This is a genomic window from Streptomyces sp. NRRL F-2580, assembly GCF_000720115.1.
Taxonomy (GTDB): Bacteria; Actinomycetota; Actinomycetes; order Streptomycetales; family Streptomycetaceae; genus Streptomyces.
Map to the genome: position 1 here is coordinate 17,318 of NZ_JOIR01000034.1, position 24,122 is coordinate 41,439.

The following is a 24,122-nucleotide window of genomic DNA, read 5'->3' on the forward strand; positions in this document are numbered from 1 at the left end:
AATCCAGCGCCACCAGCAGCTCCGACGCCTACACCGGCCAACGAGACCGCCAACCGGCCAATTACGACACGAAGTCACAGGTCTGCGGCCCTCCAGAACCAACCGTCCGACTGTCTACCGGGCCCTCGCCACCAGGCTCTGCAGATACCCCCGGCCGCACGCGAGCTGTGCGGGCAGGTCGGCGGCGTCCGGGTACCAGCGTTTCTCGTACTCCCAGCAGAGCCAGCCGTCCGCCGGTGCGGCGGCCACCGCTTCGGGGAGGGGGAGCACCCCGGTGCCGAGACCCGTCGGGGTGAGGTCCTGCGCTGACCGTACGTCCTTCACTTGTACGTAGCCCAGGTGCGCGGCCAGGGCCTGCCGGGACCGGGCCGGGGGTTCGCCGGCGAGCCAGGTGTGCAGGATGTCCCAGACGGCGCCGACGCCCGGGTGCGCGACGCGGTCGAGCACCCGGGCGGCTGCGGCGGCGGTGCGATGGGAGTCGTGGGTCTCCAGCAGGATCCGCACGCCGTGCCGCTCGGCGAACGGCGCCGCGGCGAGCAGGCGGCGCACGGCGTGGGCGTCAGCGGCCGCCTCGGGCAGGTCGGCGCCCCCCGGAAAGACGCGGACGTACGGGGCCTCCAGATCGGCGGCGAGCTGGATGAGGCCGCGCAGTTCGGTGAGGACCGGCTCGTCCGCGCCGGGGGCGGCGACCCTGGCGTAGCCCGCGACCGCGAGGGCTGTGACGCCTGCGGCGGTGAGGGTCCGCAGTCCGGCAGCCCGCTCGGTGGCCGGGCTGTCGGGGTGCAGGGGTTCCTCTGGATGGGCGCGCAGTTCGAGGCCGTCGAAGCCGTGGGAGGCCGCGAGGGCCGCGCTGCAGTCGAGCGGCGCGCCGGGCAGGCCGAGCGTGGAGAAGGCGTACTTCACGGACGGCTCCCCTCGGTCGGCGGCGGCGCGGTGGAGGCGCGCACCATCAGCTCGGTGGGCAGCGTGGTGATCCCGCCCGGTGGCTGCGGTCGGCGGCCGGTGACCAGCTGGGCGGCGAGCACGCCCGCCTCGCGCAGGGGCACCCGGACGGTGGTGAGCGCGGGGGCGGTGTCCGCACAGAAGGGCAGGTCGTCGAATCCGGCGACGGACACGTCCTCGGGGATCCGTATCCCCTCCTCGCGCAGGGCGGCGGCGACTCCGGCGGCGATGGTGTCGTTGGCGGCCGCGACGGCGGTGAAGGGTGCCCCGCGGCGGAGCAGTTCCCTGGCGGCGTCGTAGCCGGCGGATCGTTCGAAGGCGGCGTGCAAGGTGAGAGCAGCACAGGCTTCGGGGAGGTCGGGGTCGTGTCGCAGCAGGGCGGCGCGGTGTCCGGCGAGCCGCTCGCGGGTGGTGCTCAGCCCCTGGGGGCCCGCGACGTAGGCGATGCGCCGGTGACCGAGTGTCAGCAGGTGCTCGGCGAGGCGGAAGGCACCGCCGTGGTCGTCGAACATCACGGTGGTGACGGGCAGTCCGGCGGGGACGGGCAGCGGAGGCCGACCGCACAGGACGACGGGGGCGCCGCCTGCGGCCATCCGCGCGATGCGGGCGGCGAGTGCATCGGCGTGCTCGGGGTCCTCGACGGCGCCGCCGGTGAGGACGATCCCGCCGGCGCGCTGCCCCTCCAGCAGGGTCAGGTAGGACAGTTCGGCCGCGGGGTCGCCTTCGGTGTTGCAGACGACGGCGAGCCGGCGGCCTCCCGTTTGGCCGGTGGTCGCCAGGGCTCCTTGCAGGGAGCCGGCGAGGATCCCGAAGAAGCTGTCGGCGACGTCGTGGACGAGGACGCCGACGAGGTCGGAGGTGGCGGCCGCCAGCGCGCGGGCGGGGCCGTTGGCGATGTACCCGAGCTCTTCGACTGCGCGCTCGACCCGGGTTCGGGTGGAGCCGGCCACCGGGTATCCGCCGTTCAGCACGCGCGAGACCGTGGCGGGCGATACGCCCGCCTGCGCCGCGACCTCGGCCAGAGTCACCGCCATGCTGCACCTCTCCTTCAGGACCCGGGTCATCGTCTCATCCGGTGTCTGCATCTCCATACTCCCCGTTTCAGAAAGCGCTTTCCATCACTCGATCGAGTGTTGCGCGGCCAGCTTCCGCCGCCCTAGCCTGATCGAAGAGAAAGCGCTTTCTATCGATGGAGGGGGAACCATGGAGCGCAGGACGATCAAGATCGCGATGAACGGCGTCACTGGGCGCATGGGGTACCGGCAGCATCTGGTCCGTGCGCTGCTCACCCTGCGCGAGCAGGGCGGTCTCGATCTCGGCGACGGAACGGCGCTCTGGCCGGAGCCGGTTCTCGTGGGGCGCCGGGAATCCGCCCTGCGGGCCATCGCCGAGCGGCACGGCCTGGAGCACATCAGCACGGATCTCGCGGCCGTGCTGGCCGATCCGGAGGTCGAGATCTACTTCGACGCACAGGTCACCGGCGCCCGCGAGGCGGCGGTCCGCCAGGCCATAGCGGCGGGCAAGCACGTCTACTGCGAGAAGCCGACGGCCCTGACCTTCGAGGCCTCGCTCGAACTGGCCCGGCTGGCTACGGCTGCCGGGATCAAACACGGCGTGGTGCAGGACAAGCTGTTCCTGCCGGGGCTGCTCAAGCTGAGGCGGCTGATCGAGAGCGGATTCTTCGGCGAGATCCTGTCCGTGCGCGGAGAGTTCGGGTACTGGGTCTTCGAGGGCGACTGGCAGACCGCGCAGCGGCCGTCGTGGAACTATCGCGCGGAGGAGGGCGGAGGCATCGTCGCCGACATGTTCCCGCACTGGGAGTACCTGCTCCACGAGCTCTTCGGCCGGGTGCGCACGGTGCAGGCCCTCACCCGCACGCACATCGGCCGTCGCTGGGACGAGGCGGGCAAGCCCTATGAGGCCACGGCAGACGACGCCGCGTACGGGATTTTCGAACTGGAAGGCGGTGCGGTCGCCCAGATCAATTCGTCCTGGGCGGTCCGGGTCCACCGGGACGAACTGGTGGAGTTCCAGGTGGACGGCACACACGGGTCGGCCGTCGCCGGGCTGCGCGGTTGCCGGATCCAGCACCGCGGGGCAACGCCGAAGCCGGTGTGGAATCCCGATCTGCCGCAGACCGAGACCTTCCGCTCCCAGTGGCAGGAGGTGCCGGACAACAGTCCCGCCGACAACGGCTTCAAGGCCCAGTGGGAGCTCTTCCTACGGCATGTCGTCCTCGACGAGACCTGGTGGTGGGACCTGCTGGCCGGTGCGCGCGGAGTACAGCTCGCCGAGCTGGGCCTGCGCTCCTCGGCCGAGGGCCGGCGGCTGCCGGTGCCGGAGGTGGCGCTGTGAGCATCCGACTCCCCTCGGCCGACGGCGGGTTCCGCGTGCACCGGCCGAACCCCGATCCGTATCCCCCACTCACCTGCGGCCCGGCCCGCAGCCGCACCTTCTACGCGGCCGCTCACGTGGTCGCCGATCCGCTCGCCGCGTCGGCCGAAGCCGGGCCGGCGGTCGACTGGGAGGCCACGCTGGCCTTCCGGCGCCGCCTGTGGGCGCAAGGGCTCGGGGTGGCCGAGGCCATGGACACCGCGCAGCGCGGCATGGGCCTGGACTGGCCGACGGCGGCGGAGCTCATCCGCCGGTCGGCGGCCGAGGCCCGGGCGGTGGGCGGCCGGATCGTCTGCGGCGCGGGCACGGACCAGCTTACGGATGGCCGCACGTACTCCCTCAACGAGATCGCCGCGGCGTACGAGGAACAGCTCGCGCACATCGAGGCGTGCGGGGCGGGGGCCGTCCTGATGGCCTCGCGGGCCCTGGCCGCGCCGGCGCGTGCCCCCGAGGACTATCTGGAGGTGTACGGCGGCCTGCTCCGGCAGAGCGTACGGCCGGTGGTGCTGCACTGGCTGGGGCCCATGTTCGACCCGGCGCTGGCCGGCTACTGGGGTCACGCGGATCTCGACGCGGCCACGGACGTCTTTCTGAAGATCATCGCCGATTGTCCCGAGAAGGTGGAGGGGATCAAGGTCTCGCTGCTGGACGCGGAGCGGGAGGTGGACATCCGGCGCCGGCTGCCGGCCGGCGTGCGCTGCTACACCGGCGATGACTACCACTACCCCGAACTGATCGCCGGGGACGGGGAGCTGGCCAGCGACGCGCTGCTGGGGATTTTCGACCCGATAGCCCCGATCGCCGCCCGGGCCGCGATCGCGCTCGACCGGGGCGATATCGACGGCTTCGGTGAGTTGCTGGACCCGACGGTCTCCCTGTCGAGACATCTCTTCGCCCCGCCGACCCGTTTCTACAAGACGGGGGTGGTGCTGCTGGCCTGGCTGGCCGGGTACCAGGACCACTTCACGATGGTGGGCGGGCTGCAGTCGGCCCGCTCCCTCCCCCACCTGGCGACGGCGTACGAACTGGCCGACGGTCTGGGACTGTTCCCCGATTCCGAGCTCGCGGAGGACCGGATGCGCCGGCTGCTCGCCGTGTACGGGGTGTCGTCATGAGCGCGGCGCCGGAGCGGTTCAGCCTCAATCAGGAGACGGTCCGCCAGTGGTCCGTGCCCGAACTGGTCGCCGGGTGCGTGGCGGCCGGAGTGGGGGCCGTCGGGCTCTGGCGGGGACCCGTCCAAGGGTTCGGGGTGCGGGAGACGGCGAAGCTGGTCGCCGGGGCGGGGCTGCGTGTGAGCTCGCTCTGCCGCGGTGGGTTCTTCACCGCGGCGGATCCGGCCGGCCGGGCGGCCGCGCTGGACGACAACCGCAGGGCGGTGGAGGAGGCCGCCGAGCTGGGCGCCGACACGCTGGTCCTGGTCTCGGGCGGGCTGCCCTCGGGCGATCGGGACCTGGTCGGGGCGCGTGGACGGATAGCGGAGATCCTGGGCGAGTTGGCGCCGTGGGCCGGCGGGCACGGGGTACGGCTGGGGATCGAGGCGCTGCATCCGATGTTCGCCTCGGACCGCTGTGTGGTCTCCACCCTCGGCCAGGCCCTGGACATCGCCGAGCAGTTCCCGGCGGAGCAGGTGGGGGTGGTGGCCGACTCGTATCACCTGTGGTGGGACGAGCGGCTGCCCGCCGACCTGCTCCGGGCCGGCGGGTCCGGGCGCATCGTGTCCGTCCAGGTGGCCGACTGGGTGACCCCGCTGCCCGAGGGCGTGCTGTGGGGGCGCGGACAGCTCGGCGACGGATCCATAGACCTTCGGGGCTTCCGGCACCTGGCCGACACGGCCGGCTACCGGGGCCCGGTGGAGGTGGAGATCTTCAGTCCGGGGCTGTGGGCCCGGGACGGTACCGAGGTGCTGCGGGAGGTGATCGAGCGCTACCGCGAGCACGTGGACTGAGTGAGCGGCGGGTCAGCCCTCGTAGTCGTACTTCATGCCGATGCCCAGGGTGCTCTGGGTCGGGAGGAGGCCGGCGCCGACGATGTCGAGGACCGGCGGGAGGAGGAGTTCAGCGAGCCGGGCCGTTTCCTGCGGGGTCAGCGCCGACCAGGGGGCCGAGGCGAGTTCGTCGGTGAGCTTCTCGACGGCGGTGCGCAGTGCCAGTCCGGCTCCGGTGGCCGTGCCGTCCTCGGCCAGCAGGTTCCGGCCGGCGAGCCGGTCGCGGGCGGCATTCCACTCGTCGGCGGACCACTGGCGGCTCTCGAACCACTCGGCCGGGGCGGCGCCCGCACCGGAGTGCAGGACCAGCGACTCGACCGCGTCGAGGTGGTGGGCCTGGAGGGCGGCGAGGTGGCCGTCCCCGCGGTGCTCGCGCAGGATCGTCGCCGCGTGCCAGAGCACGGCGTGCGGTACGTCGGGCCAGGGCAGGGCGGCGTTGGCGGCGGCCAGCGGGCGGCCGGCCGTGGCGGCGGCCTCGGCGGCGCGTTGGGCGAGCATCGCCGCCTCGGCCAGGTCCGGGGAGGCGGTCCGCTCGCCGAGGAGGGCCCGCAGGGAGCGGTCCGCAGCGACGGCGCGGGCCGCGAGCACCCGGGCCGGCGGGGCGGTGTGCCAGGACTGCCCGACGTACCGCTCCACCATCCGCGGGCTGAAGCTGAAGAAGAGGGCGTTCACGAGTTCCGGTTCGGCGGGGCCGAGCGGGGCGGCCCGGAAGGCGAAGTACATCGGCCACCTGTCGTCGGTGGCGTAGCCGAGCGCGCCGGCCTCGTCGTAGGCCTCGGGGGCGAAGTAGACGATGGCGTGTACGGGTTCGAGCAGTTGCCACAGCTGCCGGACGGTACCCAGTCCATGTGCGCCGCTGTACGTCATATCGCTTTCCCCCAGGGTCAGTTGATGCCCGAAATGACTTGAGGTCAGCGTAGATCAGGAGGGTCGGAGGAAGTGGTGAGGGGGTGGTGAGGTTGCGGTCTCAAGGGTGACATAACGTGCCCACCATGGACCAGGAGCACATAGCCGGACCGGCCGGTGACGGCGAAGGCGCAGGCAGGCGGCGGTTCCTCGCGATCGCGACGGCGGCGGCCACGGCTGCCGGGCTCGGCGCCGTGGCAGGCTGCGGGGGCGGGGACGACGGCGCCGACCGGCTGGGCGGGGCCGGCGGGTCGGCGGCGCCGGGCGGGAAGCCCTCGGGGGCGAGTGCGCAGGGTTTCGACGTCAAGGCCGAGAACGCGAAGCAGGGCCACGCCGACTGGCCGGTCACCAAGGCGGGGCCGGCGCGGGCCATCGAGGGCTTCGCGGACAAGGTCAGTGTGCTGCCCGGCGAGTCCTTCGGTCTGCACGTGTCGACCACCGCGCCGCGGTTCACCGTCTCCGCCTACCGGATGGGCTGGTACGGCGGGGCCCGGGCCCGGCTGGTGTGGCGCTCCGAGGCCCTCCCGGGGGCGCGCCAGCCGGAGCACACGGTGGACCCGGGCACGCGGATGGTCCGCACGCGCTGGGCCCGTACCACCACGGTCGAGACCAAGGACTGGCCGGAGGGCTGCTACCTGCTGCGGCTCGACGCTCAGGGCGGCGAGGGGCAGCGCTTCGTACCCATGACCGTCCGGTCTGCGGCGACGGCCGGGCGTACGGTCGTGGTCAACGCGGTGGCCACCTGGCAGGCGTACAACCGGTGGGGCGGCTACGGCAGCTACGACGGCCCCAGCGGCGGCTACGCCTCGCGCTCGCTCGCCGTGACCTTCGACCGGCCGTACGAGTACGACGACGGCGCGGGCCTGTTCCTGGTGTACGAGGCTCCCCTGATCGCGCTGGCCGAGCGGCTCGGCATACCCCTGGCGTACGCGACCACGACCGACGTGGCACGGGAGAAGCGGCTGCTGGAGGGTGCGGCCGCGGTGCTCTCGCTCGGGCACGACGAATACTGGTCCCCGGATCAGCGGGCCCACTTCACTGCCGCCCGCGACGCCGGCACCAACATCGCGGTCCTGGGAGCGAACTGCTGCTTCCGCCGGATCCGACTGGAGGCCTCCGACCTGGGGCCGGACCGGACGCTGGTCTGCTACAAGTCCTCCTACGACCAGGACCCGGGGTTCAAGCGGGGCCATCCGGCGACGGTGGACTTCCGTTCGGCGCCCGGCGCGGACCCGGAGAGCTCGTTGCTCGGCGTGATCTACGACGGCTATCCGGTGGACGCCCCGTACGTAGTGACCAACCCGGGCCACTGGCTGTTCGAGGGCACCGGCGCGCGGGCCGGCGATCGCTTCGAGCACCTGGTCGGGGTGGAGTACGACAAGGTCAACACCGGTTTCCCGACGCCGCGGCCGATCGAGATACTGGCCCACTCACCCGTGGTGTGCGAGGGCCGCCCCAGCCACCAGGACACGGCGTACTACACGGTGGCGAGCGGGGCGGGCGTGTTCGCGACCGGCACGATGCGGTGGGTGGAGGCCCTGGACGCGACGGGCGACGGCCGCAGCGGGAGGAACCACGGGCTGGACGCGCGGTCCGGGGCGCTGACCACCCGGGTGACGGAGAACCTCCTGCGGGTGCTCGCCGAGGGCCCGGCGGGCCGGTCGCATCCGGCACAGGACAACGTCAAGGCGGTGTACGGGGGTTCGTGACACCGGTGCGTTCCGGGACGGAGGGGTGGGGTGGACTTCGCGCGGACGGGGCGCCTAGGATCGTGATCACGGCATCGCGTGTCGGTCACCGGCTGGGTGAGGCATGGAGGCGCCCGTGATGTGCCTTTCGGAGGCATTCACTCATGTCTGTGCAACTGAACCACACGATCATCCACTCCCGTGACAACCGGGAGTCCGCCGAATTCCTGGCGGACGTCCTCGGCCTTGAGGTCGGGGAGGAGTGGGGACCTTTCATCCCCGTCGAGACCGCCAACGGCGTCACCTTGGACTTCGCGACCATCCCGGCCGAGTCCATCACCCCGCAGCACTACGCGTTCCTCCTCTCCGAGGAGGAGTTCGACGTGGCGTTCGAGAAGATCCGGACCGCGGGCGTCCCGTACTTCGCGGATCCGTACGGCAAGCACCCCGGCGAGATCAACCACAACGACGGGGGCCGCGGCGTCTACTTCACGGACCCCGCGGGGCACGGGATGGAGATCATCACGCGCCCGTACGGCTACCAGGAGCCGGGCACCGACGGCTGAGCCACCGGTCCACCTCGTGAACCGGTGGCGGTCATGCGGGGGTCATGCGGTCCATGACCGCCACCGGCAGGGCGGGGTTCAGCGCCGCCGCCCCCGCCGTCTCCTCGTCGCCGAGCAGCCCGATGAGGACCGACACGGGCAGCCGTGGATGCCGGGCGGCCGTCGCCCGTACGTCACCGTCCGGGTCGTCGAGCATCCGTACGGCCGAGTCCGCCGACAGCCTGGGGTCGGCCGCGGCGCGCACGCGGACCTCCGCGTCCGCGTCCCGGCTGAACCGTTCCACCAGCCCGGGCGTCGAATCCGGGTCGTCGAGGGCCAGTTGCCGCAGCCGCGGATGGGGGTCCTCGGCGTGGCGGAGCAGGTAGCGCCGCGGGAAGTTCGGGTGCCCGTAGGGCCGGTCGGGGGTGGAGAGGCTGCCGTTCCACCACTGCCACACCTCCAGCAGCATGTCCGCCGGCGCGTCGTCGCAGCGCTCGGCGAGGAAGAGGCGTACGACCCGGTCCTCGTCCCGGGCCAGCCGTTCCACCACGTCCGGCGGGAGCCGCCGGGCCGTGGCGACGCTGCTGCGCAGCAGTACGTGGCCGGAGGCCGCGAGGCGGCGCACGGCCTCCTCGTCCTCGTGCAGCGCGACCACCCACGGGACCGGATGCCGCATCCGCCGCGGGTCGATGTCCACGTCCACGGCGGCCCGCCGCTCCTCCGTCAGCTCGGGCCGCAGGGACACCGCGAGGCGTACGTCGCCCTCCGGGTCGGCGGCGAGGAGCTCGACCAGGTCGGGGTCCAGGTAGGGGTTTTCGGCGAGGCGCTTGCGCTGCTTCGGGTCCGCGCCGGCGCAGAGACGTGCGGCGAGGTCCCGGTCCAGCCGGAGCCCGGCGATGTCATGGGCGGCGTTCACGGCCTCGAAGTCCGCCTCGGTGATCGGCTCCTCCTCGTGCCGGGCCACCACGGCTGCCAGCCGTACCCGCTCGACCGGGTCCGCGCTCAGCCCGGCCCGGGCCTCGGAACCGAGGTGCGGCCAGGCCGCGTGGCAGGCCGCCGAGCGGACGGCGGGCAGCGGGTCGGCGGTCAGGGCCACCGCCAGGGCGGAGGGTACGGAGGGCAGTTCGAGGAGGGCTTCCCGGACCGCGCCGGACGGGTCCCCGGCGAGCACCGCGTACGCCTCGTCCGTGAGCCGGGCCCCGGCCGCCACCGCGACCGTGAGGAGGGCGTACCGCCGTCGCCCGACCCCTTCCGCCAGCAGCAGCCGGGACCAGCGCTCGGCCGACATCCCCCACTGGACCCGGGTCTCCGCGAGCCGGGCGCGCACCGTCCACTCGGGGTGGTCCACGGCGGCGTCCAGGACGGCTTCGGGCAGGTCGCGGCGCCAGAGCAGGTGGCCCCGGGTCGTGTCCAGGAGCCGCACGAGGATCCGATCGGGCACGGCACGGTTCCACGCCAGGGCCTCACGGGCCCGTTCCGCGGCGGCTGTCCCGTACTCCAGCCCGGCCCACTCGTCCCCGGTCCCCCGTGTGCTCCCCATTCGGGAGAATTTAGTCGGCGATCCGGGGCCCCGGATCACCCAGGGCCTTGCACGACCTGCAGCTGCCCGTCGTCCTCCACGGTGAGTGCCACCCGTTCGACCCGGTTTCCGACCACCAGCGCGATCCACACGATGCCCCAGAGCAGGCAGGTGAACACGGTCAGGATGGCGTGGAGCACATGGTTCACCGGCTGCCCGCGCACGAGGACCGCCTGCGTCGGGGAGCGGGACTCCACCCGCCAGCCGGTCGCGACGTACTGGCTCACCGTCCAGTCGAGGATCGCCGTCCGCCGAGCCGCGTCGACGGGACGGCCGTCCCCGGGAGGAAGCAGGTGGTCCGGCGGCCGCGGCGGCACGCCCCAGTGCCGTTCTTCCTTACGATCCGAGCGCTCCCACATCCGGCTCGCCTCCCCGCACCATGGGTCCGGTGGCTTTCGTTTACTGGGCCATGCATCCAGCCTGCGCGGCCGCGCGGAGTCCGGCACGCCGAGCGGGGTGGGCCCTCCGGGAGGATTCGAACCGGCGCTCGGTTCCGGGTCTTCGGCAGGCCCGAACGGCCCGTACGGCCCCGTGTCAGCCAAGGTCCAACACCGCCCTTAGGCCCGTACCCAGACAAACCTCCGACAGCCCCGCCACCGTGCGGGGCTCTCGCGTCACAGACCTGTCACGGCCGCTCCATGGCAGTCGGCGTCCGGGCAGAGTGGCGCGATGCGCACACACCACACCGTCACCCTCCTCGCCGCCGCATGCCTCGCGCTCACCGGCTGCGCGGACGCGGACGCGGACCACGCAGGCATGAGCGACGAGGGCAGGCCGACCGCCTCATCACCCGCTGCCCGGCAAAGCGCGGCTCCTGAGGCCCCCAGTTCCGCAGCCTCCGCCGCCGGCATCCCGCCCAGCCCCGCCCCCGAGCAGCGCGCCATCTACCTCGCGGCGCTCAACAAGATCGACCCCGAGATCGTCAACGGCCAGGACGACAAAGCCATCTCCCGGGGCCTGAATCAGTGCCAGTCCATGAAGGACGAGAAGGACCCGACCAAGCGCGTCGAGTCCACCAACAGGCGTTTCATCGGCCCCAACCACCCGGACGGCTTCGGCCCCACCAAGGCCGCATTCATCCTCGCCGCCGTACAGACCAATCTCTGCCCCACGTACTGACGGGGGCCATCGACCACCTCGGTGCAGGTGGACGCGGGAACGGCCGCCCGGAACGAGGGCCCCGGGCGGCACCACCCACAGGGCTGCGGCCATCAGGGTTCACAGTGACGCTTTGCTGTCACTGGTGACGAGGGGGCGGACGTGGGTGAGGAGCAGTTCCAGGAACCGTTCGGGCTGCCGGAGCGCCGCGAAGTGACTGGCGTCCTCGATCAGCGCGAACGCTTTGACGGGGGCTTCGACAGCGTTGAAGTACGCCTGGGCCCGCGCCGCGGGGGTGATGACGTCGTGGGCGCCCTGGAAGATGAAGAACGGCAGCTCGAAGCGGGTGCCGTCGGCCCAGTCGTCGAGTGCCCCCGTCCCCTCGGTGACGGGGGCGGAGAAGCCTTGGCCCTGGAAGTAGGCCTTGATGCGGCCGAGCGAGTACAGAGGGGACAGCCACAGCGAACCGACGATCACCTTCTTCACGGTGTCCAGGTTCAGCGGGTCGCTGCTGGCGCACAGCTTGTCGTACGTGGAACGCTGAGCCGAACTCCAGCGGCCCGGGTCGGCCCCCATGACCTCCACCTTCGCCACGTCCTGGGTCTTGCCCGCGGCCCGCAGTCGCTCGAGCGTGCCCCGGTAGGCAGAGGTGTCCCGGCCCGCCTCCTGGATGTTCTGGTCCGTGCCCATGTACGCCGAGAAGAGCTCGGGATGGCTGCGGGCCAGCCTGAGTCCGAAAGTCGTACCGAAGGAGCTCGCCAGCAGTACGACCTTGTCCACGGCCAGCCGGCGCCGGATGTGTTCTGTGACCTCCAGAGCGTCCTCGTACAGCCTGTCGAAGTCCAGTACGCCCTGCCCTTCAGCGCCCCGCACGAGAGCCCCGCCGGTCTCCCGGCGGGGCTCTGGCGTTTTCCCGGTGCAGAAACCATCGGCTTCGTGCACTGGACAGCAGGGGCGGCAGGATTCGAACCTGCGGCCTTCGGTTTTGGAGACCGGCGCTCTGACCAGCTGAGCTACACCCCTTCGGTGGGACCAACCTTGGCACGGCCCGACCCGGAGATCCACTGTATTTCTCGCTCAACCGGGTGCGAGTCGCTCGCCGGTGTGGGCGCCGGAGCTCCGCAGCCAGTCGATCAGTTCCGCGTTCTCGCTCGTCAGGGCGATGTCGAGCGGGGTGAGCCGGTGGTAGCCGATCCAGTCGATGTCCGCTCCGTGGGACAGCAGACAGCGCGCCGTGGACACCTGGCCGCCGTGGCAGGCCTGCCAGAAGGCGCTGGTGACGCCCTCGGGGGACGCGCCGGCTGCGAGGAACTCCTCGACCGCGTCGAGCAGACCGAGGGCGGCGGCGTCCTGAAGGTCGGGGCGGGCTCCGAGGACGAGCAGCCGGCGCGCGGCCCGCCGCTGGCCGAAGCCGCAGGCGTCCGTGAGCGGGGTACCGCCGCCGAGGACGGCGCCCGGGGCGTTGACATCGGCCCCCGCGGCGACGAGGGCGTCGACGGCGGCCACGTCGTCGTTGCTCGCCGCCCAGCGCAGCGGGGTCTCGGCGTGCGCCCCGACGAAGCGGGCCCCCGGGTCGGCTCCGGCCTCGACGAGCGTACGGATCACCGCGGCCGTGTCGGGGTAGTGGCCGGGCCAGTCGGTGGCGATGTGCAGCAGGCTGTGCCCGCCGGCCGCGGCACCGCGCTTGACGAGCTGCGTGGCGGCGAGTCCCGGGTGCGCGTGCAGGAGGTCCCGCAGGTCCGGCAGGTCGCCGCCCCGGATCGCGGCGGTGACGGCGACGGCGAGCAGGTCGCCGGATTCGAGGGACTGCATGGACCGTCCTTCCCCGGGGTCTTCCGGAGCCATCCCTGGGCCACCATTTCCCGGACTTCCGCAGGCCTTCCGCAGCCCGTCCGCGGGCCGTCCGTCGGCCGTTCCCGAGCGTGGCGGCCAGCCTACGGGCCCGGGGCGGCGGGGCAGTGGGACGGCGCGGGTGGCGGGGGCCGCGGCCGGCGAGGATCGTGAGCAGGGTGAACCGTGCGACGGGGGGTTCGTCCGTGCCCCGGAGCCGGGAGACGGGCCGCCCGCGCCGCCCGGGCCCTGCGACGCGCCGTCGCGGCCGCCTCCGCGGCGCCCTGGTGGCGCTCGCCCTCCTCGCCAACGCCCTGCTCGGCGCGGCCCCCGGCGGCTCCGGCGAGACGATCTCCCTCGCGGGGAACGAGCCCGGCCAGCGGCTCGACGTCACGCTGACGCAGGTGGTCGACCCCGCGAGCCCGGCAGTCGGCCCCACGGCCGAGGCCGAGCGCGGGACTGGGGCCGACCCCGACGGATCCGATCGGCTCCTCGCCGTCCGCTTCCGGCTGGAGAACACCGGTACCGCCGTCTACCGGGATTCCCCCGCGCCGGCCGCGCACCTCCTCGACACCACCGGGCAGCGGTTCACCGGGCTCGACGTCCCCACGACGGCGGGCCCGAGCTTCCCCGACACCGTCACGCTCGAACCCGGCGGCACGACGGAGGGCTTCATCACCTTCCGGCTCCCCGAGGACGCCGGCGCGGTCGCGGTCCAGTTCGCCCTCAACGCCGGCCTCGGCGACGACGTCGGCCAGTGGAGCCTCCCGTAGGGCTTGCGCCGCCTGGCGGCGGGCGAGTTTCGGCCGCCCCCCTTGACCGCTCTGGTCCAGACCAATAGTTTCCGGCATGCACCGCGCACGCGCTCACGCCCGTTCCCCGCCTCCGCAAAGGAAGCCCATGCGCCGCAGCATGCTCGGCAGACTGGCCGTCGCCGCCTGTTCCCTCTCCCTGCTCACCGCCTTCGCGCCCGCCGCCGGTGCGGACGGCGGCGGCGGGGCGAGCGGACCCGCCCGCTCGTACAAGAAGGTCGGCTACTTCACCCAGTGGGGCGTCTACGGGCGGGACTTCCAGGTCCAGGACCTCGAGGCGAACGGCTCCGCCGGCAAGCTCACCCACATCAACTACGCCTTCGGCAACGTCAGCCCGCAAGGCACGTGCTTCACGGGGAACGTGCCGGGCGAGGCCGACGCCTGGGCCGACTACGTCCGGCCGCTGGACGCCGCGAACTCCGTCGACGGGGTCGCCGACACTCCGGAGCAGCCGCTCGCCGGCAACTTCAACCAGCTGCGCGAGCTCAAGGCCAAGCACCCCGGCCTCAAGGTGCTGATCTCGCTGGGCGGTTGGAGCTGGTCCACCCACTTCTCGGACGCCGCCCTCACCCCCGCCTCGCGCAAGGCCTTCGTGGCCTCCTGCATCGACCTCTACATCAAGGGCAACCTCCCGCAGGACGGCAGCCGCGGCGGTGCGGGTGCGGCCGCCGGCGTGTTCGACGGGATCGACCTCGACTGGGAGTGGCCCGGTTCCGCGGGCGACGCCGACACCACGTTCCGGCCGGAGGACAAGCGCAACTTCACCGAGCTCGTCAAGGAGTTCCGCACCCAGCTCGACGCGTACGCGAAGAGCCGGCGCAAGAAGACGAAGTACGAGCTGACCGCCTTCGTCCCGACCGCCCCCGCCAAGATCGACGCGGGCTTCGACGTCCGCCGGATCATGCGCGACCTCGACTTCGTGACCCTGCAGGGCTACGACTTCCACGTCTCCGGCGAGCCGAAGACCGCCCAGCAGTCCGCGCTCTACGCCCGGGGCGACTTCAGCGTCGACGGCACGGTGGACGCCTGGCGCCTGCGCGGCGCGCCCGCGCACAAGCTGGTGATGGGCATGCCGTTCTACGGGCAGGGCTGGACCGGCGTCAGCGGCGGAGGGGACGGCATGGGGCAGCCCGCCACGGGCCCGGCGCCGGCCACCTGGTCCGCCGGTTACGAGGACTACAAGGCGCTGAAGACGCTGGCCGGCTCCGGCACCTACCAGGTCCACCGGGACCGGCTCGGTGGCCATGCCTGGCTGTTCGACGGCACCACCCTGTGGACGTACGACGACCCGCAGGTGCTGCGCGCCAAGACCGGCTACGTACGCGAACACGGCCTGGGCGGCGCGATGTTCTGGTCGCTCGACGCGGACACCGCCGACGGCGAGCTGATGACGGCCGTGGACAGAGGGCTGCGCGAGCACTGAACCCGGGTTGCCGCCGACCCCACGGGCCGGCGCCACGGGCCGGCGCCACCGACCGGCGCCGCCGGGCCGCGGAAATCGATCCGGCCCTGCGGCGCCCCTCCACGTACGCTCCCCCGCATGAGGAACCCGCCGGTACGGGCGGAAACCGGCTGACGACGCGATGGGCCGCGCAGGCGGGACGGCTCGGCCGGCCCGGCCCGCACCCGAACTGGCCCACGCCCTGGGCATACCCGGCGAGGCCGCAGGCGGGGCCGCCCGGGAGCTGCTGGCCGCACTGGCCGACGTACGAGGCCTGCGGACGGCGACCGGGCCGTGGGCTGCGGCCGGACTCCCGGTGGAGGAACGGTGGACGGCGAGGCTCCCAGCGGGCGCGCGGGGAATCGTTCGGCCCGGCAGTCCGCGCTGGCCAGGTTGCACGCCGAGGGCTTCGAGGCCGCGGCCGTCACTGCCGCCGTCGCGGGACCGGCTCCGCGCCGCCGTCGCGGCCCAGGTAGCGGGTGCGCCGGGCCGTGTGCGCGTCCACCGTCCGTTCGGGTTCCTGGCCGTCCACCGGGCCTCGCGGCTGGTCCTGGCGGCCGGCTGGATCGCCGAGCCCGACTTCCTCTATGTGCCCGCGCGGTGGGCGGCGGCCAGGGCTGCCGTGTCCGTGAAGGCGGGGACGTGGCCGGTGCCGCCACGGCCGGAGACCGAGAGGGAGGCCGCGGCCGTGCCGTACGCCACGGCGTCCGCGAGGGTGTCGCCGAGGACGAGCCGGGCGGTGGCGGTGCCGGTGAAGCAGTCGCCCGCGCCCGTCGCGTCCACCGGCGCGGGGTTCACCGGCACGGGGTGGTAAACCGCCCGCGTGCCGTCGTCCAGCAGCAGGCGGTCCGCTCCGGCGGTGACCGCGACCGTACGGGCCCCGAGCGCGCGGAAGCGGGCCGCGGCGGTGCGCGGATCGGCGGTGTCGACGAGGGCCTGCGCGTCGGCCGGGCAGGAGGTCTTGAGCAGCCCGGTCAGCGGGGCGATCCGGGCGAGCAGCTCCCGGGCCTCGGCCCGGCCGGTCAGCCGGGAGCGGAAGTTGGGGTCGTACGAGAGGTACCCGCCCGCCCCGTGCACGAGGTGTGCGGCGGCCAGTACGGCGCCCCGGCTGCTCGGTGACAGGGCGCCGGTGATACCGCTGGTGATGAGTGCCCCGCAGCGGGTCAGCAGTTCGCGCCAGGAGTGGACGTGCGCGGGCGCGAGGGTGGAACCGGCGCTGCGGGTGCGCCAGTAGACGAACTCGCGGTCGCCGTCGGTGTCGGCGGAGAGCAGGTAGGCGCCGTTGGGGTGCGGGGCGCGGTGCACGTGGGCGACGTCCACGCCGAGTTCGGCGGCCCGGCGCAGCAGCGGGGTGCTGAGCTCGTCGTCGCCGACCACCGCGAGCAGGGCGGTCCGGGCCCCGGCCGCCGCGGCGGCGGCCGCCGCGTTGAGTGCGTCACCGGAGTAGGAGATGCGGGCCGGGGTGCCGTCGGCGGCCTCGCGCAGGGTGGTGCCCGCGTGGATCTCGACGAGGACCTCGCCGAGGACGAGGACGTCGTAGGCCGGGGCGGGTCGTCGGGGCACGGTCAGCGCTCCCCTGCCACGTCCGCTCCCGCACCCACGACCGCGAACACGGCGGCCAGTTCACCCGGGTCGTCCGGCAGGCCGTTGCCGATGCCGACGGCCGTCGCGCCCGCGGCCAGCCAGTCGGGGACCTGGGCGGGCCGGATCCCGCCGGTCGGGATGAGCACCGCCCCGGGCAGGACCGCCTTGAGGGAGCGGAGGAACCCCGGACCGCCCACGTGGGCCGGGAAGATCTTGGCGGCGCCCGAGACGCGGACGGCGGCGGCGATCTCGCCGGGGGTGAACCCGCCCTCGATGAAGACGGCTTGGCGGCGCCGGGCGACCTCGCGGACCTCGGGGGCCGGGTACGGGGAGATCAGGAAGGCGGCGCCCGCGTCCAGGGCGGTCCCGGCCTGGGAGGCGGTAGTGACGGTGCCCACGCCGATGAGGGCGGGTCGGCCGTGCGCGTCGTCGAGGGGGGCGGTGCGGGTGAGGGCCTCGGCCCAGCCGGGGGTGGAGGTGGTCAGTTCGACGGCGCGGCAGCCGGCGGCGAGCAGGGCGGTGGTGCGGCGGACGGCCTCGTCGGCGTCGGCGTCGCGCAGCACCGGCAGCAGCCGCTGGCCCGCCAGCACCTCGTACGGGTGGCTGAACACGGAAATGACCTCCGTTGTTCCACGTAGCGGAACGTCGTATCGTGTAGCGGAACCCTTTGGTCTAGACCCTACCCACCCCCGGAGTTGCCGTGTCAACGGATGTGGACGAAGTCCCGGACGGCCCGCGCGCCGGGCGGACCTCCGCTGCCGGTTCCGCGCTGGAGAAGTCCCTGCGCGTCCTGGAGGCGGTCGCGGCCCCCGGCGGACCGCACCGGCTCACCGACGTGGCGAGCGCGGCCGCGGTGCCCAAGTCGAGCACCTTCCGCATCCTGGCCTCGCTGGTCGAGCAGGGCTTCGTACGCCAGGAGGCCGAGAGCCGGTACGGGGTCGGGCCGCGGCTGCGCGAACTGTCCGCCCTGGTCGGCGGCGGGGAGCCGCCGAGCATCGGACGCATCCTGGGCGAACTCCAGCGCACCACCGGCCAGACGGTCCATCTCGCCCTGCACAGCGGGGAGACCATCACCTACATCCGCAAGCTGGAGGGCGACCAGCCGTTCCGGACGGCCTCGCGGATCGGCATGCGCATGCCGCTGCACTCGACCGCGATCGGCAAGAGCATCCTGGCCCGCCTGCCCGCCGCGGAGGTGCGGGACCTGATCGCCGCCACCGGACTGCCGCGCCGGACGCCGCACACGCTCACCACCGCGCGTGCCCTGGAGGCGGAGTTGGCGGCGGTCCGCGCCCGGGGCCACGCGCTGGACGACGAGGAGAACGAGCCGACCATCCGCTGCATCGGCGCCGCGATCCCGGGCCCGACGGGACGGCCTGTCGGCGGGATCAGCGTCACCACGGTCACGTTCCTGGTCTCCCGCGAGGAGATCGAGACGTACGCGCCGGCCCTGCGCGCGGCCGCGGAGGCGCTGTCTCCACTGCTGTGACGGGCCCGGGCCCAGCGGGTGCGTGCCGCGGGGGGCTGCTCTAGCGTCGAAGGTGGAAGGGGAGGCTCTGCCGAGCCGGTCCGGTGCGGGGGCCCGGGCACAGTGGCCGTACACCGACCGCGTGCGCTCGGCGCCGTTCCCGCGCGGATCCCGACGCACCAGGTCCCGGGGCGCGCGACGATCGCCGGAGAGCAGGTGCATTTCATGCGCACGTCGACCCGTATCGCAGGTGTCCTCACCGGCCTGACCTTCGCCCTCGGTGGCGCGGCCCTCGTGGCCCCCGTCGCCCACGCGGACGTCTCGGCCTGCATCAACCAGGTCGAACGCGAACTGCAGGGCGGTGAAGCCTCGGCCGCCATCCGGACGGCGTGCTACGACGCACAGTCCGGCAACCACGAGAAGTGTGTGACCGGCCTGACCAAGAGCAGCGTGACCAACGGGACCGCGGTGAGCGCCTGCAAGGTGGCCCTCAACTAGCGGAGCCGTACCCGAACCGAGCGCCGCCCTCGGCCGACCGGCCCGAGGGCGGCGCCGCGTCACGCCCGGCCCCGGCGCCGCCTCCCGCCGGGGTCCGTGCTTCCATGTGGTTCCGCGCTCGTTCGCCCGCACGGCCCGCTCGGGAGGCCGGGGAAACGGCTTCCCGGAAAACTTTCGGGATAAGTGTTATCGGGGCCCCCGTCGACGGTCTCCCATGTATCGGGCATCATCGACCGCCGGTACGGACAGGGAACAACACATGAGTACTCAGCACACGGCAGCGCTGGTGGCAGCGGCCCGCGCGGGCGACGCCCGCGCGCAGGACGAGCTCGTCAGCGCCCACCTCCCGCTCGTCTACAACATCGTCGGTCGGGCCCTCAACGGCTCATGCGACGTGGACGACGTGGTGCAGGACACGATGCTGCGGGCGCTCGACGGGCTGGGCGCCCTGCGCGCGGACGAGAGCTTCCGGTCCTGGCTGGTGGCGATCGCGATGAACCGGGTGCGGGCGCACTGGCAGGCCGGCCAGAGCGGCTTCGGCGAAAGCACCCTGGAGGCGGCCTACGACATCGCCGACCCGGGGGCCGACTTCGTCGACCTGACCGTCGTACGCCTCAACCTGGCGGGCCAGCGGCGCGAGGCGGCGCGGGCGACGCGCTGGCTGGAGCCCGAGGACCGCGCGCTGCTGTCGCTGTGGTGGCTGGAGTGCGCCGGCGAGCTGACGCGGGCCGAGGTGGCTTCCGCGCTGGAGCTGTCCCCGCAGCACACGGCGGTCCGCGTCCAGCGGATGAAGGCCCAGCTGGAGTCGGCACGGGTGGTGGTGCGTGCGCTGGAGGCCAATCCGCCGTGCGAGGAACTGCGGGCCGTGATGACGGGCTGGGACGGCCGGCCCTCGGCGCTGTGGCGCAAGCGAATAGCCCGGCACGCGCGTGAGTGCGTACGGTGCTCCGGTCTGTGGAGCGGACTGGTTCCGGCCGAGGGACTGCTGGCGGGGCTGGCCCTCGTACCGGTCTCGGCGGCCCTGCTGGCAGGGATACGGACGGCCGGGGCGGCAGGCTTCGCCCCCGAGGCCGCTGCCTTCGCCGACGGCGGCGAGGGGGGCTTCGCGGACACGGCGACGCAGCTCACTGCGGTCGACAGTGCGGGCGGTGGCCGGGGCGCGCTGCGCAAGCGCCGGCGCAGCGGCCGCCGCCGGGTGATCGGCGGTGCGGTGCTCGCCGCCTGTGTCGCGGGCGGCGGTCTGGTGTACCTCGGGGGGTTCCACGGTTCCGGTCAGCCGAAGGACGGCGGCGCCACGCCGGCCGCCCCGCTGGCGCTCTCGGCGACCGAGTCCGCGCTCCCCTCGGAGCCGGCCTCTCCGTCGCCCTCTGCTTCCCCTTCGCCCTCCCCGTCGGCCTCCGCCTCGCCCAGCCCGTCCGCGAGCCCGAGTCCGACACAGAGCCGCAGCACCTCGCCGAGCCCGCGCCCCTCGGCGCCCGAGCCGGCGCCGGCCCCGCCGGGGATGGCCGGGCAGGTCCTCGCCCTGGTGAACACCGAGCGGGCGGCCGCGGGCTGCGGCCCCCTCAAGGAGGACCCGCAGCTGCGTGCGGCGGCTCAGGGGCACTCCGACGACATGGCGGCGCGGGACTTCTTCTCGCACACCAACCCTGACGGCGCGGACCCGGGGCAGCGGACCACCTCGGCCGGCTACCGGTGGTCGACCTACGGCGAGAACATCGCCAAGGGCCAGCAGACCGCGCAGTCGGTCATGGACTCCTGGATGAAGAGCCCGGGCCACCGCGCGAACATCCTCAACTGCTCGTTCAAGGACCTCGGCGTGGGCGTCCACCAGGGTGCCGGCGGCCCTTGGTGGACGCAGAACTTCGGAGCCCGGTAACCCCGCGGGCCACCGACGCCACGGCTCTCGCGCCCGAGGCCTTGGGGCGCCGAGGCATTGGGGCGCCGAGCCTTTCCGGCCCCGAGGCCTTCGGGCGCGGCGCCCCGCGGGGCGCCGCCTCCGTTCAGGGGCGCGGCTGGAGGCCGCGCAGCTTCTCCGGGTTGACGATGGTGCGCAGCGCCGTGATCCGGCCGTCGACGACCTCGAAGGTCATCGCGCCGATGTTCACGCCGTCGAGGATGAGCAGGAGACCGGGCTCGCCGTTGATCTCGGCGACGCACAACTCCCCCTCGGCGGCCTGGGGTTTGGCCAGGACGCCGAGCCACCAGCGGGCGACGTGGTCGGCGCCGTGCACCGGGCGGCGCGCGGCGGTGACGACGCCGCCGCCGTCCGCCCAGCTGACGACGTCGGGGGCGAGGAGTTCGAGCACCTCGCCCAGGTCGCCGCCCGCGCAGGCCGCGCGGAACTTCTCGGCGATCTCCCGCTGTTCGGCCGCGCCGGCGGTGAAGCGGGGCCGCCGGGCCTGGACGTGTTCGCGGGCGCGGTGCGCGCACTGGCGGACGTTCGCCTCGGACTTGCCGACGACCTCCGCGATCTCGGCGTAGGGGTACCCGAACACCTCGCGGAGCATGAACACCGCGCGCTCGGTCGGGGTCAGGGTCTCCAGTACGACCAGGACCGCCATGGAGACGGTGTCGGTCAATTCGGCCTCCTCGGCGATGTCGGGCGAGGTGAGGAGGGGTTCGGGGAGCCACGGCCCGACGTACGCCTCGCGGACGGCCTGGGCCGACTTCAGCCGGTTCAGGCTCAGGTTGGTCACGGTGCGCACCAGGTAGGCCCGTGGGTGCTCGACGGCCGTCCGGTCGGTGCGGTTCCAGGCGAGCCAGGCGTCCTGCACGATGTCCTCGGCGTCGGCGACGCTGCCCAGCATGCGGTAGGCGGCGGCGAACAGCAGCCGCCGGTGCTCCTCGAAGTGATCATTCATGATCGACACCGTGGCATCAGCCTCCTGCCCGATCAAGAGGGGTTCACCTGCCGGCGAGCGCGCGCAGGGCTTCGGCGCAGCCCGGGCGGCTCGGGGCCCATCCCGGCTCGGCCTTCGCCCTGGCGTTGGACACCCGCCCCCGCACCGGCCGGCAGCACGTTCTTCGTCTCGTCCATGCCCGGGGGACAAGCGGCCGGCGCCTGATGTGACATCCGTGCGGGGTGACCCGCGTCTCACGGGCGGCGGCCCCGGACCGCCCAGGCGCGGGCGGCGAGGGGGACCGAGCCGTCCGGGCCGGTGGGGAGGGTCGCGGCGAGCCGGGTGCGCAGCCGGTCCCGGGCGGCGGGGGCGAGGGTGGCGACGTAGCCGGGAGCCGGTCCCTGGCCGGACAGGAAGGGCTCCCACAGGTCCGCGAAACCGTTGAAGACGGTCGGCACCTCGATGGAGGCGACGCTCACGTCGACCAGCCCCGCCCCGCTCCAGAGCGCGCGCAGCGGACCCGGGCGGCACAGCGGGAACCGTCGGCCCTCGTCCCATGCGGAGGCCGCCGGATCGACCGAGGCGGCGGCGTCCCAGAAGTGGCGCAGGAGGCCCATGCCCTCGGCGTAGTCCCACACGTACGCCGCGACCAGTCCGCCCGGGCGGACGACCCGGGCGGCTTCGGCGACCGCGGGCCCGGGTGGTTCCAGGAAGTTGAGGGCGAGCCCGCTGACGGCCGCGTCGAACACCGCGTCGCGAAATGGCAGCGCCGACGCGTCGGCCACGGCGAAGCGGGCCGTCGCGGGCGCGTCGGCCCGGGCCGCGCTCAGGAATCCGGGGGACCGGTCCAGTCCCACCACGGCGCGCGGCCGGCACCGGGCCGCCACCGCCCGGGTCAGCGCTCCGGTGCCGCAGCCGACGTCCAGCCACCGCAGACCGTTCCGGCCGCCGAGGCGTGCCACGAACACCTCGGCGACCCGACGGCTCCACCGGCCCATGTACCGCTCGTAGGCGTGCCCCTCCGCCCATACGTCGGACGGCCTCTCCGCCATGGGGCGGCTAGTGGTGGAACCCGGAACGGGGCGCCTTGCCGGGTACGGGCGGGGGTGAGGCCGTCAGGTGCTCCACGGACCGGCGCAGGTCGGCGACGAGCAGGGCGATCTGGTCCCGGGTCACGCCGTGGCGGACGAGGACGCGCTGGATGACCGTGTCCTCCCGGTCGGCGGGCAGCGGGTACGAGGGCACCTGCCAGCCCCTCATGCGCAGCCGGTCGGAGAGGTCGTAGAGGGTGAAGCCGGCCGTCTCCGGGTCGGTGAGCTTGTACGAGACGGCCGGCAGGCCGCCCTCGCCGTTGTAGAGGAGGGTGAAGGGGCCCATCGCGGCGATCTCCCCGGCCAGGTACTGGGCGGTCTGGGCGCAGGCCTGCTGGACGCGTCGGTAGCCGCCCCGGCCCAGGCGCAGGAAGAGGTAGTACTGGGCGATGATCTCGCCGCCGGGGCGGGAGAAGTTCAGGGCGAAGGTCGGCATGTCGCCGCCGAGGTAGTCCACGTCGAAGACGAGGTCCGCGGGCAGCAGGTCGGCGGTGCGCCAGACGATCCAGCCGACTCCGAGGGGCGTGAGCCCGTACTTGTGGCCGGAGGTGTTCACGGAGGCGACGCGCGGCAGCCGGAAGTCCCAGACCACGTCGGGGTGGAGGAAGGGCGCGACGAAGCCGCCGCTGGCGCCATCCACGTGGATGGGGACGTCCCAGCCGCTCTCGGCCTGGATCCGGTCGAGTTCGGCGGCGATCTCGGCGACGGGCTCGTAGACGCAGGTGTAGGTGACGCCCAGGATGGCGACGACGCCGATGGTGTTCTCGTCGACGTACGCGGCGAGCTGATGGGGCACCAGGCCGTTGGCGCCGGGCTCCAGGGGGACCTGGCGCAGCTCGACGTCGAAGTAGCGGGCGAACTTCTCCCAGCAGACCTGGACGGGGCCGCACACGAGGTTCGGGCGGTCCGTGGGGAGGCCCGCGGCGCGGCGGCGTTCGCGCCAGCGCCATTTGAGGGCGAGGCCGCCGAGCATGGCGGCCTCGCTGGAGCCGGTGGTGGAGCAGCCGGTGGCGGTGGCGCCGGCGGGGGCGTTCCACAGGTCGGCCAGGATGTTGACGCAGCGGGACTCGATCTCGGCGGTCTGCGGGTACTCGTCCTTGTCGATCATGTTCTTGTCGAGGCAGTCGTTCATCAGGCGGTGGACGCCCTCGTCCGACCAGGTGGTGCAGAAGGTGGCCAGGTTCTGGGCGGCGTTGCCGTCCAGGAGGAGTTCGTTGCGGAGCAGTTCGTAGACGACCTCGGTGGGCGAGTGTTCCTCGGGCATCCGGTACTTGGGGAGGACCTCGCCGCTCAGCGCGGACGCGAACACGTCCGTCTCGGCGTCAGAGGAGCGTGCGTCCTTCGTCTCATGAAGAGCCATATCGGGACTATAGGCGACAAAATCTCTCAATCCGGGATGAGACCGAAGCGACGCGGAGGGTG

The 24,122-nt window shown here is 73.3% G+C and carries 23 protein-coding genes and 1 tRNA gene; 11 read left to right on the plus strand and 13 right to left on the minus strand.

The genetic code is table 11. The annotated features are described in order from the left end of the window. Positions 1-114: 114 nt before the first annotated feature. On the minus strand, positions 115-903 hold the full coding sequence (locus IF88_RS0129870) for a sugar phosphate isomerase/epimerase family protein (RefSeq protein ID WP_030719298.1): 789 nt from the start codon (positions 901-903) through the stop codon (positions 115-117). Beyond that, positions 900-1,976: a LacI family DNA-binding transcriptional regulator gene (locus IF88_RS0129875; protein WP_030719300.1), complete on the minus strand. Its 1,077-nt coding sequence runs from the start codon at positions 1,974-1,976 to the stop codon at positions 900-902. Before IF88_RS0129875 ends, IF88_RS0129870 begins: the two co-directional genes overlap by 4 nt. 169 nt (positions 1,977-2,145) lie before the next feature. On the opposite strand from IF88_RS0129875, the gene IF88_RS0129880 reads away from it, so the two are divergent. Genes IF88_RS0129880 through IF88_RS0129890 form a run of 3 tightly spaced genes read left to right on the plus strand, consistent with a single transcriptional unit; the run spans position 2,146 to position 5,281 of the window. After that, the gene (locus IF88_RS0129880; RefSeq protein ID WP_030719302.1) at positions 2,146-3,297 is read left to right on the plus strand and encodes a Gfo/Idh/MocA family protein; all 1,152 of its coding nucleotides are present in this window, start codon (positions 2,146-2,148) and stop codon (positions 3,295-3,297) included. Beyond that, entirely contained in the window at positions 3,294-4,451 is a 1,158-nt protein-coding gene (locus IF88_RS0129885) for a dihydrodipicolinate synthase family protein (RefSeq protein ID WP_030719304.1), read from the plus strand. The genes IF88_RS0129880 and IF88_RS0129885 overlap by 4 nt, the downstream gene beginning before the upstream one ends. Further along, positions 4,448-5,281, plus strand: coding sequence for a sugar phosphate isomerase/epimerase family protein (locus IF88_RS0129890; RefSeq protein ID WP_030719306.1), 834 nt, complete (start codon positions 4,448-4,450; stop codon positions 5,279-5,281). The genes IF88_RS0129885 and IF88_RS0129890 overlap by 4 nt, the downstream gene beginning before the upstream one ends. Positions 5,282-5,293: 12 nt before the next feature. Here the strand turns inward: IF88_RS0129890 and IF88_RS0129895 are convergent, their stop codons facing one another. After that, positions 5,294-6,187, minus strand: coding sequence for an SCO6745 family protein (locus tag IF88_RS0129895; RefSeq protein ID WP_030719309.1), 894 nt, complete (start codon positions 6,185-6,187; stop codon positions 5,294-5,296). 125 nt (positions 6,188-6,312) lie between these two features. Between IF88_RS0129895 and IF88_RS0129900 the strand changes: the two genes are divergently transcribed. Then, complete coding sequence (locus IF88_RS0129900; RefSeq protein WP_030719312.1) at positions 6,313-7,935, plus strand: N,N-dimethylformamidase beta subunit family domain-containing protein; 1,623 nt, start codon at positions 6,313-6,315, stop codon at positions 7,933-7,935. A 143-nt stretch (positions 7,936-8,078) separates the two neighbouring features. Then, a complete protein-coding gene (locus tag IF88_RS0129905; RefSeq protein WP_030719316.1) occupies positions 8,079-8,480 on the plus strand; it encodes a VOC family protein in 402 nt (133 codons plus the stop codon). Positions 8,481-8,511: 31 nt separating this feature from the next. Here the strand turns inward: IF88_RS0129905 and IF88_RS0129910 are convergent, their stop codons facing one another. Together IF88_RS0129910 and IF88_RS0129915 are read right to left on the minus strand one after the other, a co-directional pair. Then, complete coding sequence (locus IF88_RS0129910; RefSeq protein ID WP_051837790.1) at positions 8,512-9,999, minus strand: hypothetical protein; 1,488 nt, start codon at positions 9,997-9,999, stop codon at positions 8,512-8,514. 35 nt (positions 10,000-10,034) lie between these two features. Beyond that, on the minus strand, positions 10,035-10,397 hold the full coding sequence (locus IF88_RS0129915; protein WP_051837792.1) for a hypothetical protein: 363 nt from the start codon (positions 10,395-10,397) through the stop codon (positions 10,035-10,037). 310 nt (positions 10,398-10,707) lie between these two features. Between IF88_RS0129915 and IF88_RS0129920 the strand changes: the two genes are divergently transcribed. Further along, a complete protein-coding gene (locus IF88_RS0129920) occupies positions 10,708-11,157 on the plus strand; it encodes a DUF732 domain-containing protein (RefSeq protein WP_030719324.1) in 450 nt (149 codons plus the stop codon). Between the two features lie 99 nt (positions 11,158-11,256). Here the strand turns inward: IF88_RS0129920 and IF88_RS0129925 are convergent, their stop codons facing one another. From IF88_RS0129925 to IF88_RS0129935, 3 genes are all read right to left on the minus strand, one after another. After that, positions 11,257-12,009 carry an alpha/beta fold hydrolase gene (locus IF88_RS0129925; protein WP_078893226.1) on the minus strand — a complete coding sequence of 251 codons (753 nt, stop codon included), beginning with the start codon at positions 12,007-12,009 and terminating at the stop codon, positions 11,257-11,259. 76 nt (positions 12,010-12,085) lie between these two features. Beyond that, positions 12,086-12,159: transfer RNA gene (locus IF88_RS0129930), tRNA-Trp, on the minus strand. Positions 12,160-12,213: 54 nt separating this feature from the next. Then, the gene (locus IF88_RS0129935; RefSeq protein WP_030719328.1) at positions 12,214-12,948 is read right to left on the minus strand and encodes an ankyrin repeat domain-containing protein; all 735 of its coding nucleotides are present in this window, start codon (positions 12,946-12,948) and stop codon (positions 12,214-12,216) included. 197 nt (positions 12,949-13,145) lie between these two features. On the opposite strand from IF88_RS0129935, the gene IF88_RS0129940 reads away from it, so the two are divergent. Both IF88_RS0129940 and IF88_RS0129945 read left to right on the plus strand, forming a co-directional pair. Beyond that, the gene (locus tag IF88_RS0129940; protein WP_158754656.1) at positions 13,146-13,739 is read left to right on the plus strand and encodes a hypothetical protein; all 594 of its coding nucleotides are present in this window, start codon (positions 13,146-13,148) and stop codon (positions 13,737-13,739) included. A gap of 127 nt (positions 13,740-13,866) precedes the next feature. Then, on the plus strand, positions 13,867-15,201 hold the full coding sequence (locus tag IF88_RS0129945; protein WP_030719332.1) for a glycoside hydrolase family 18 protein: 1,335 nt from the start codon (positions 13,867-13,869) through the stop codon (positions 15,199-15,201). 603 nt (positions 15,202-15,804) lie between these two features. On the opposite strand, the gene IF88_RS0129955 is transcribed toward IF88_RS0129945, so the two are convergent. Then, on the minus strand, positions 15,805-16,782 hold the full coding sequence (locus IF88_RS0129955; RefSeq protein ID WP_030719335.1) for a PfkB family carbohydrate kinase: 978 nt from the start codon (positions 16,780-16,782) through the stop codon (positions 15,805-15,807). 2 nt (positions 16,783-16,784) lie between these two features. Further along, positions 16,785-17,414: a bifunctional 4-hydroxy-2-oxoglutarate aldolase/2-dehydro-3-deoxy-phosphogluconate aldolase gene (locus IF88_RS0129960; RefSeq protein WP_234323744.1), complete on the minus strand. Its 630-nt coding sequence runs from the start codon at positions 17,412-17,414 to the stop codon at positions 16,785-16,787. Positions 17,415-17,503: 89 nt separating this feature from the next. Between IF88_RS0129960 and IF88_RS0129965 the strand changes: the two genes are divergently transcribed. The 3 genes from IF88_RS0129965 to IF88_RS0129975 all read left to right on the plus strand — a co-directional run bounded on the left by IF88_RS0129965 (position 17,504) and on the right by IF88_RS0129975 (position 20,645). Beyond that, positions 17,504-18,292, plus strand: coding sequence for an IclR family transcriptional regulator (locus IF88_RS0129965; RefSeq protein ID WP_078893227.1), 789 nt, complete (start codon positions 17,504-17,506; stop codon positions 18,290-18,292). Between the two features lie 204 nt (positions 18,293-18,496). Further along, positions 18,497-18,769, plus strand: a complete 273-nt coding sequence (locus tag IF88_RS0129970; RefSeq protein ID WP_030719342.1) for a hypothetical protein — start codon at positions 18,497-18,499, stop codon at positions 18,767-18,769. A gap of 259 nt (positions 18,770-19,028) precedes the next feature. Continuing rightward, positions 19,029-20,645: a sigma-70 family RNA polymerase sigma factor gene (locus IF88_RS0129975; protein WP_030719345.1), complete on the plus strand. Its 1,617-nt coding sequence runs from the start codon at positions 19,029-19,031 to the stop codon at positions 20,643-20,645. 124 nt (positions 20,646-20,769) lie between these two features. Here the strand turns inward: IF88_RS0129975 and IF88_RS0129980 are convergent, their stop codons facing one another. The 3 genes from IF88_RS0129980 to IF88_RS0129990 form a co-directional block, all read right to left on the minus strand. Further along, positions 20,770-21,630: an RNA polymerase sigma-70 factor gene (locus IF88_RS0129980; protein ID WP_030719348.1), complete on the minus strand. Its 861-nt coding sequence runs from the start codon at positions 21,628-21,630 to the stop codon at positions 20,770-20,772. Positions 21,631-21,863: 233 nt separating this feature from the next. Next, positions 21,864-22,661, minus strand: a complete 798-nt coding sequence (locus tag IF88_RS0129985) for a class I SAM-dependent methyltransferase (RefSeq protein WP_030719352.1) — start codon at positions 22,659-22,661, stop codon at positions 21,864-21,866. A 7-nt stretch (positions 22,662-22,668) separates the two neighbouring features. After that, positions 22,669-24,060 carry a glutamate decarboxylase gene (locus tag IF88_RS0129990; RefSeq protein WP_030719354.1) on the minus strand — a complete coding sequence of 464 codons (1,392 nt, stop codon included), beginning with the start codon at positions 24,058-24,060 and terminating at the stop codon, positions 22,669-22,671. Positions 24,061-24,122: the final 62 nt, after the last annotated feature.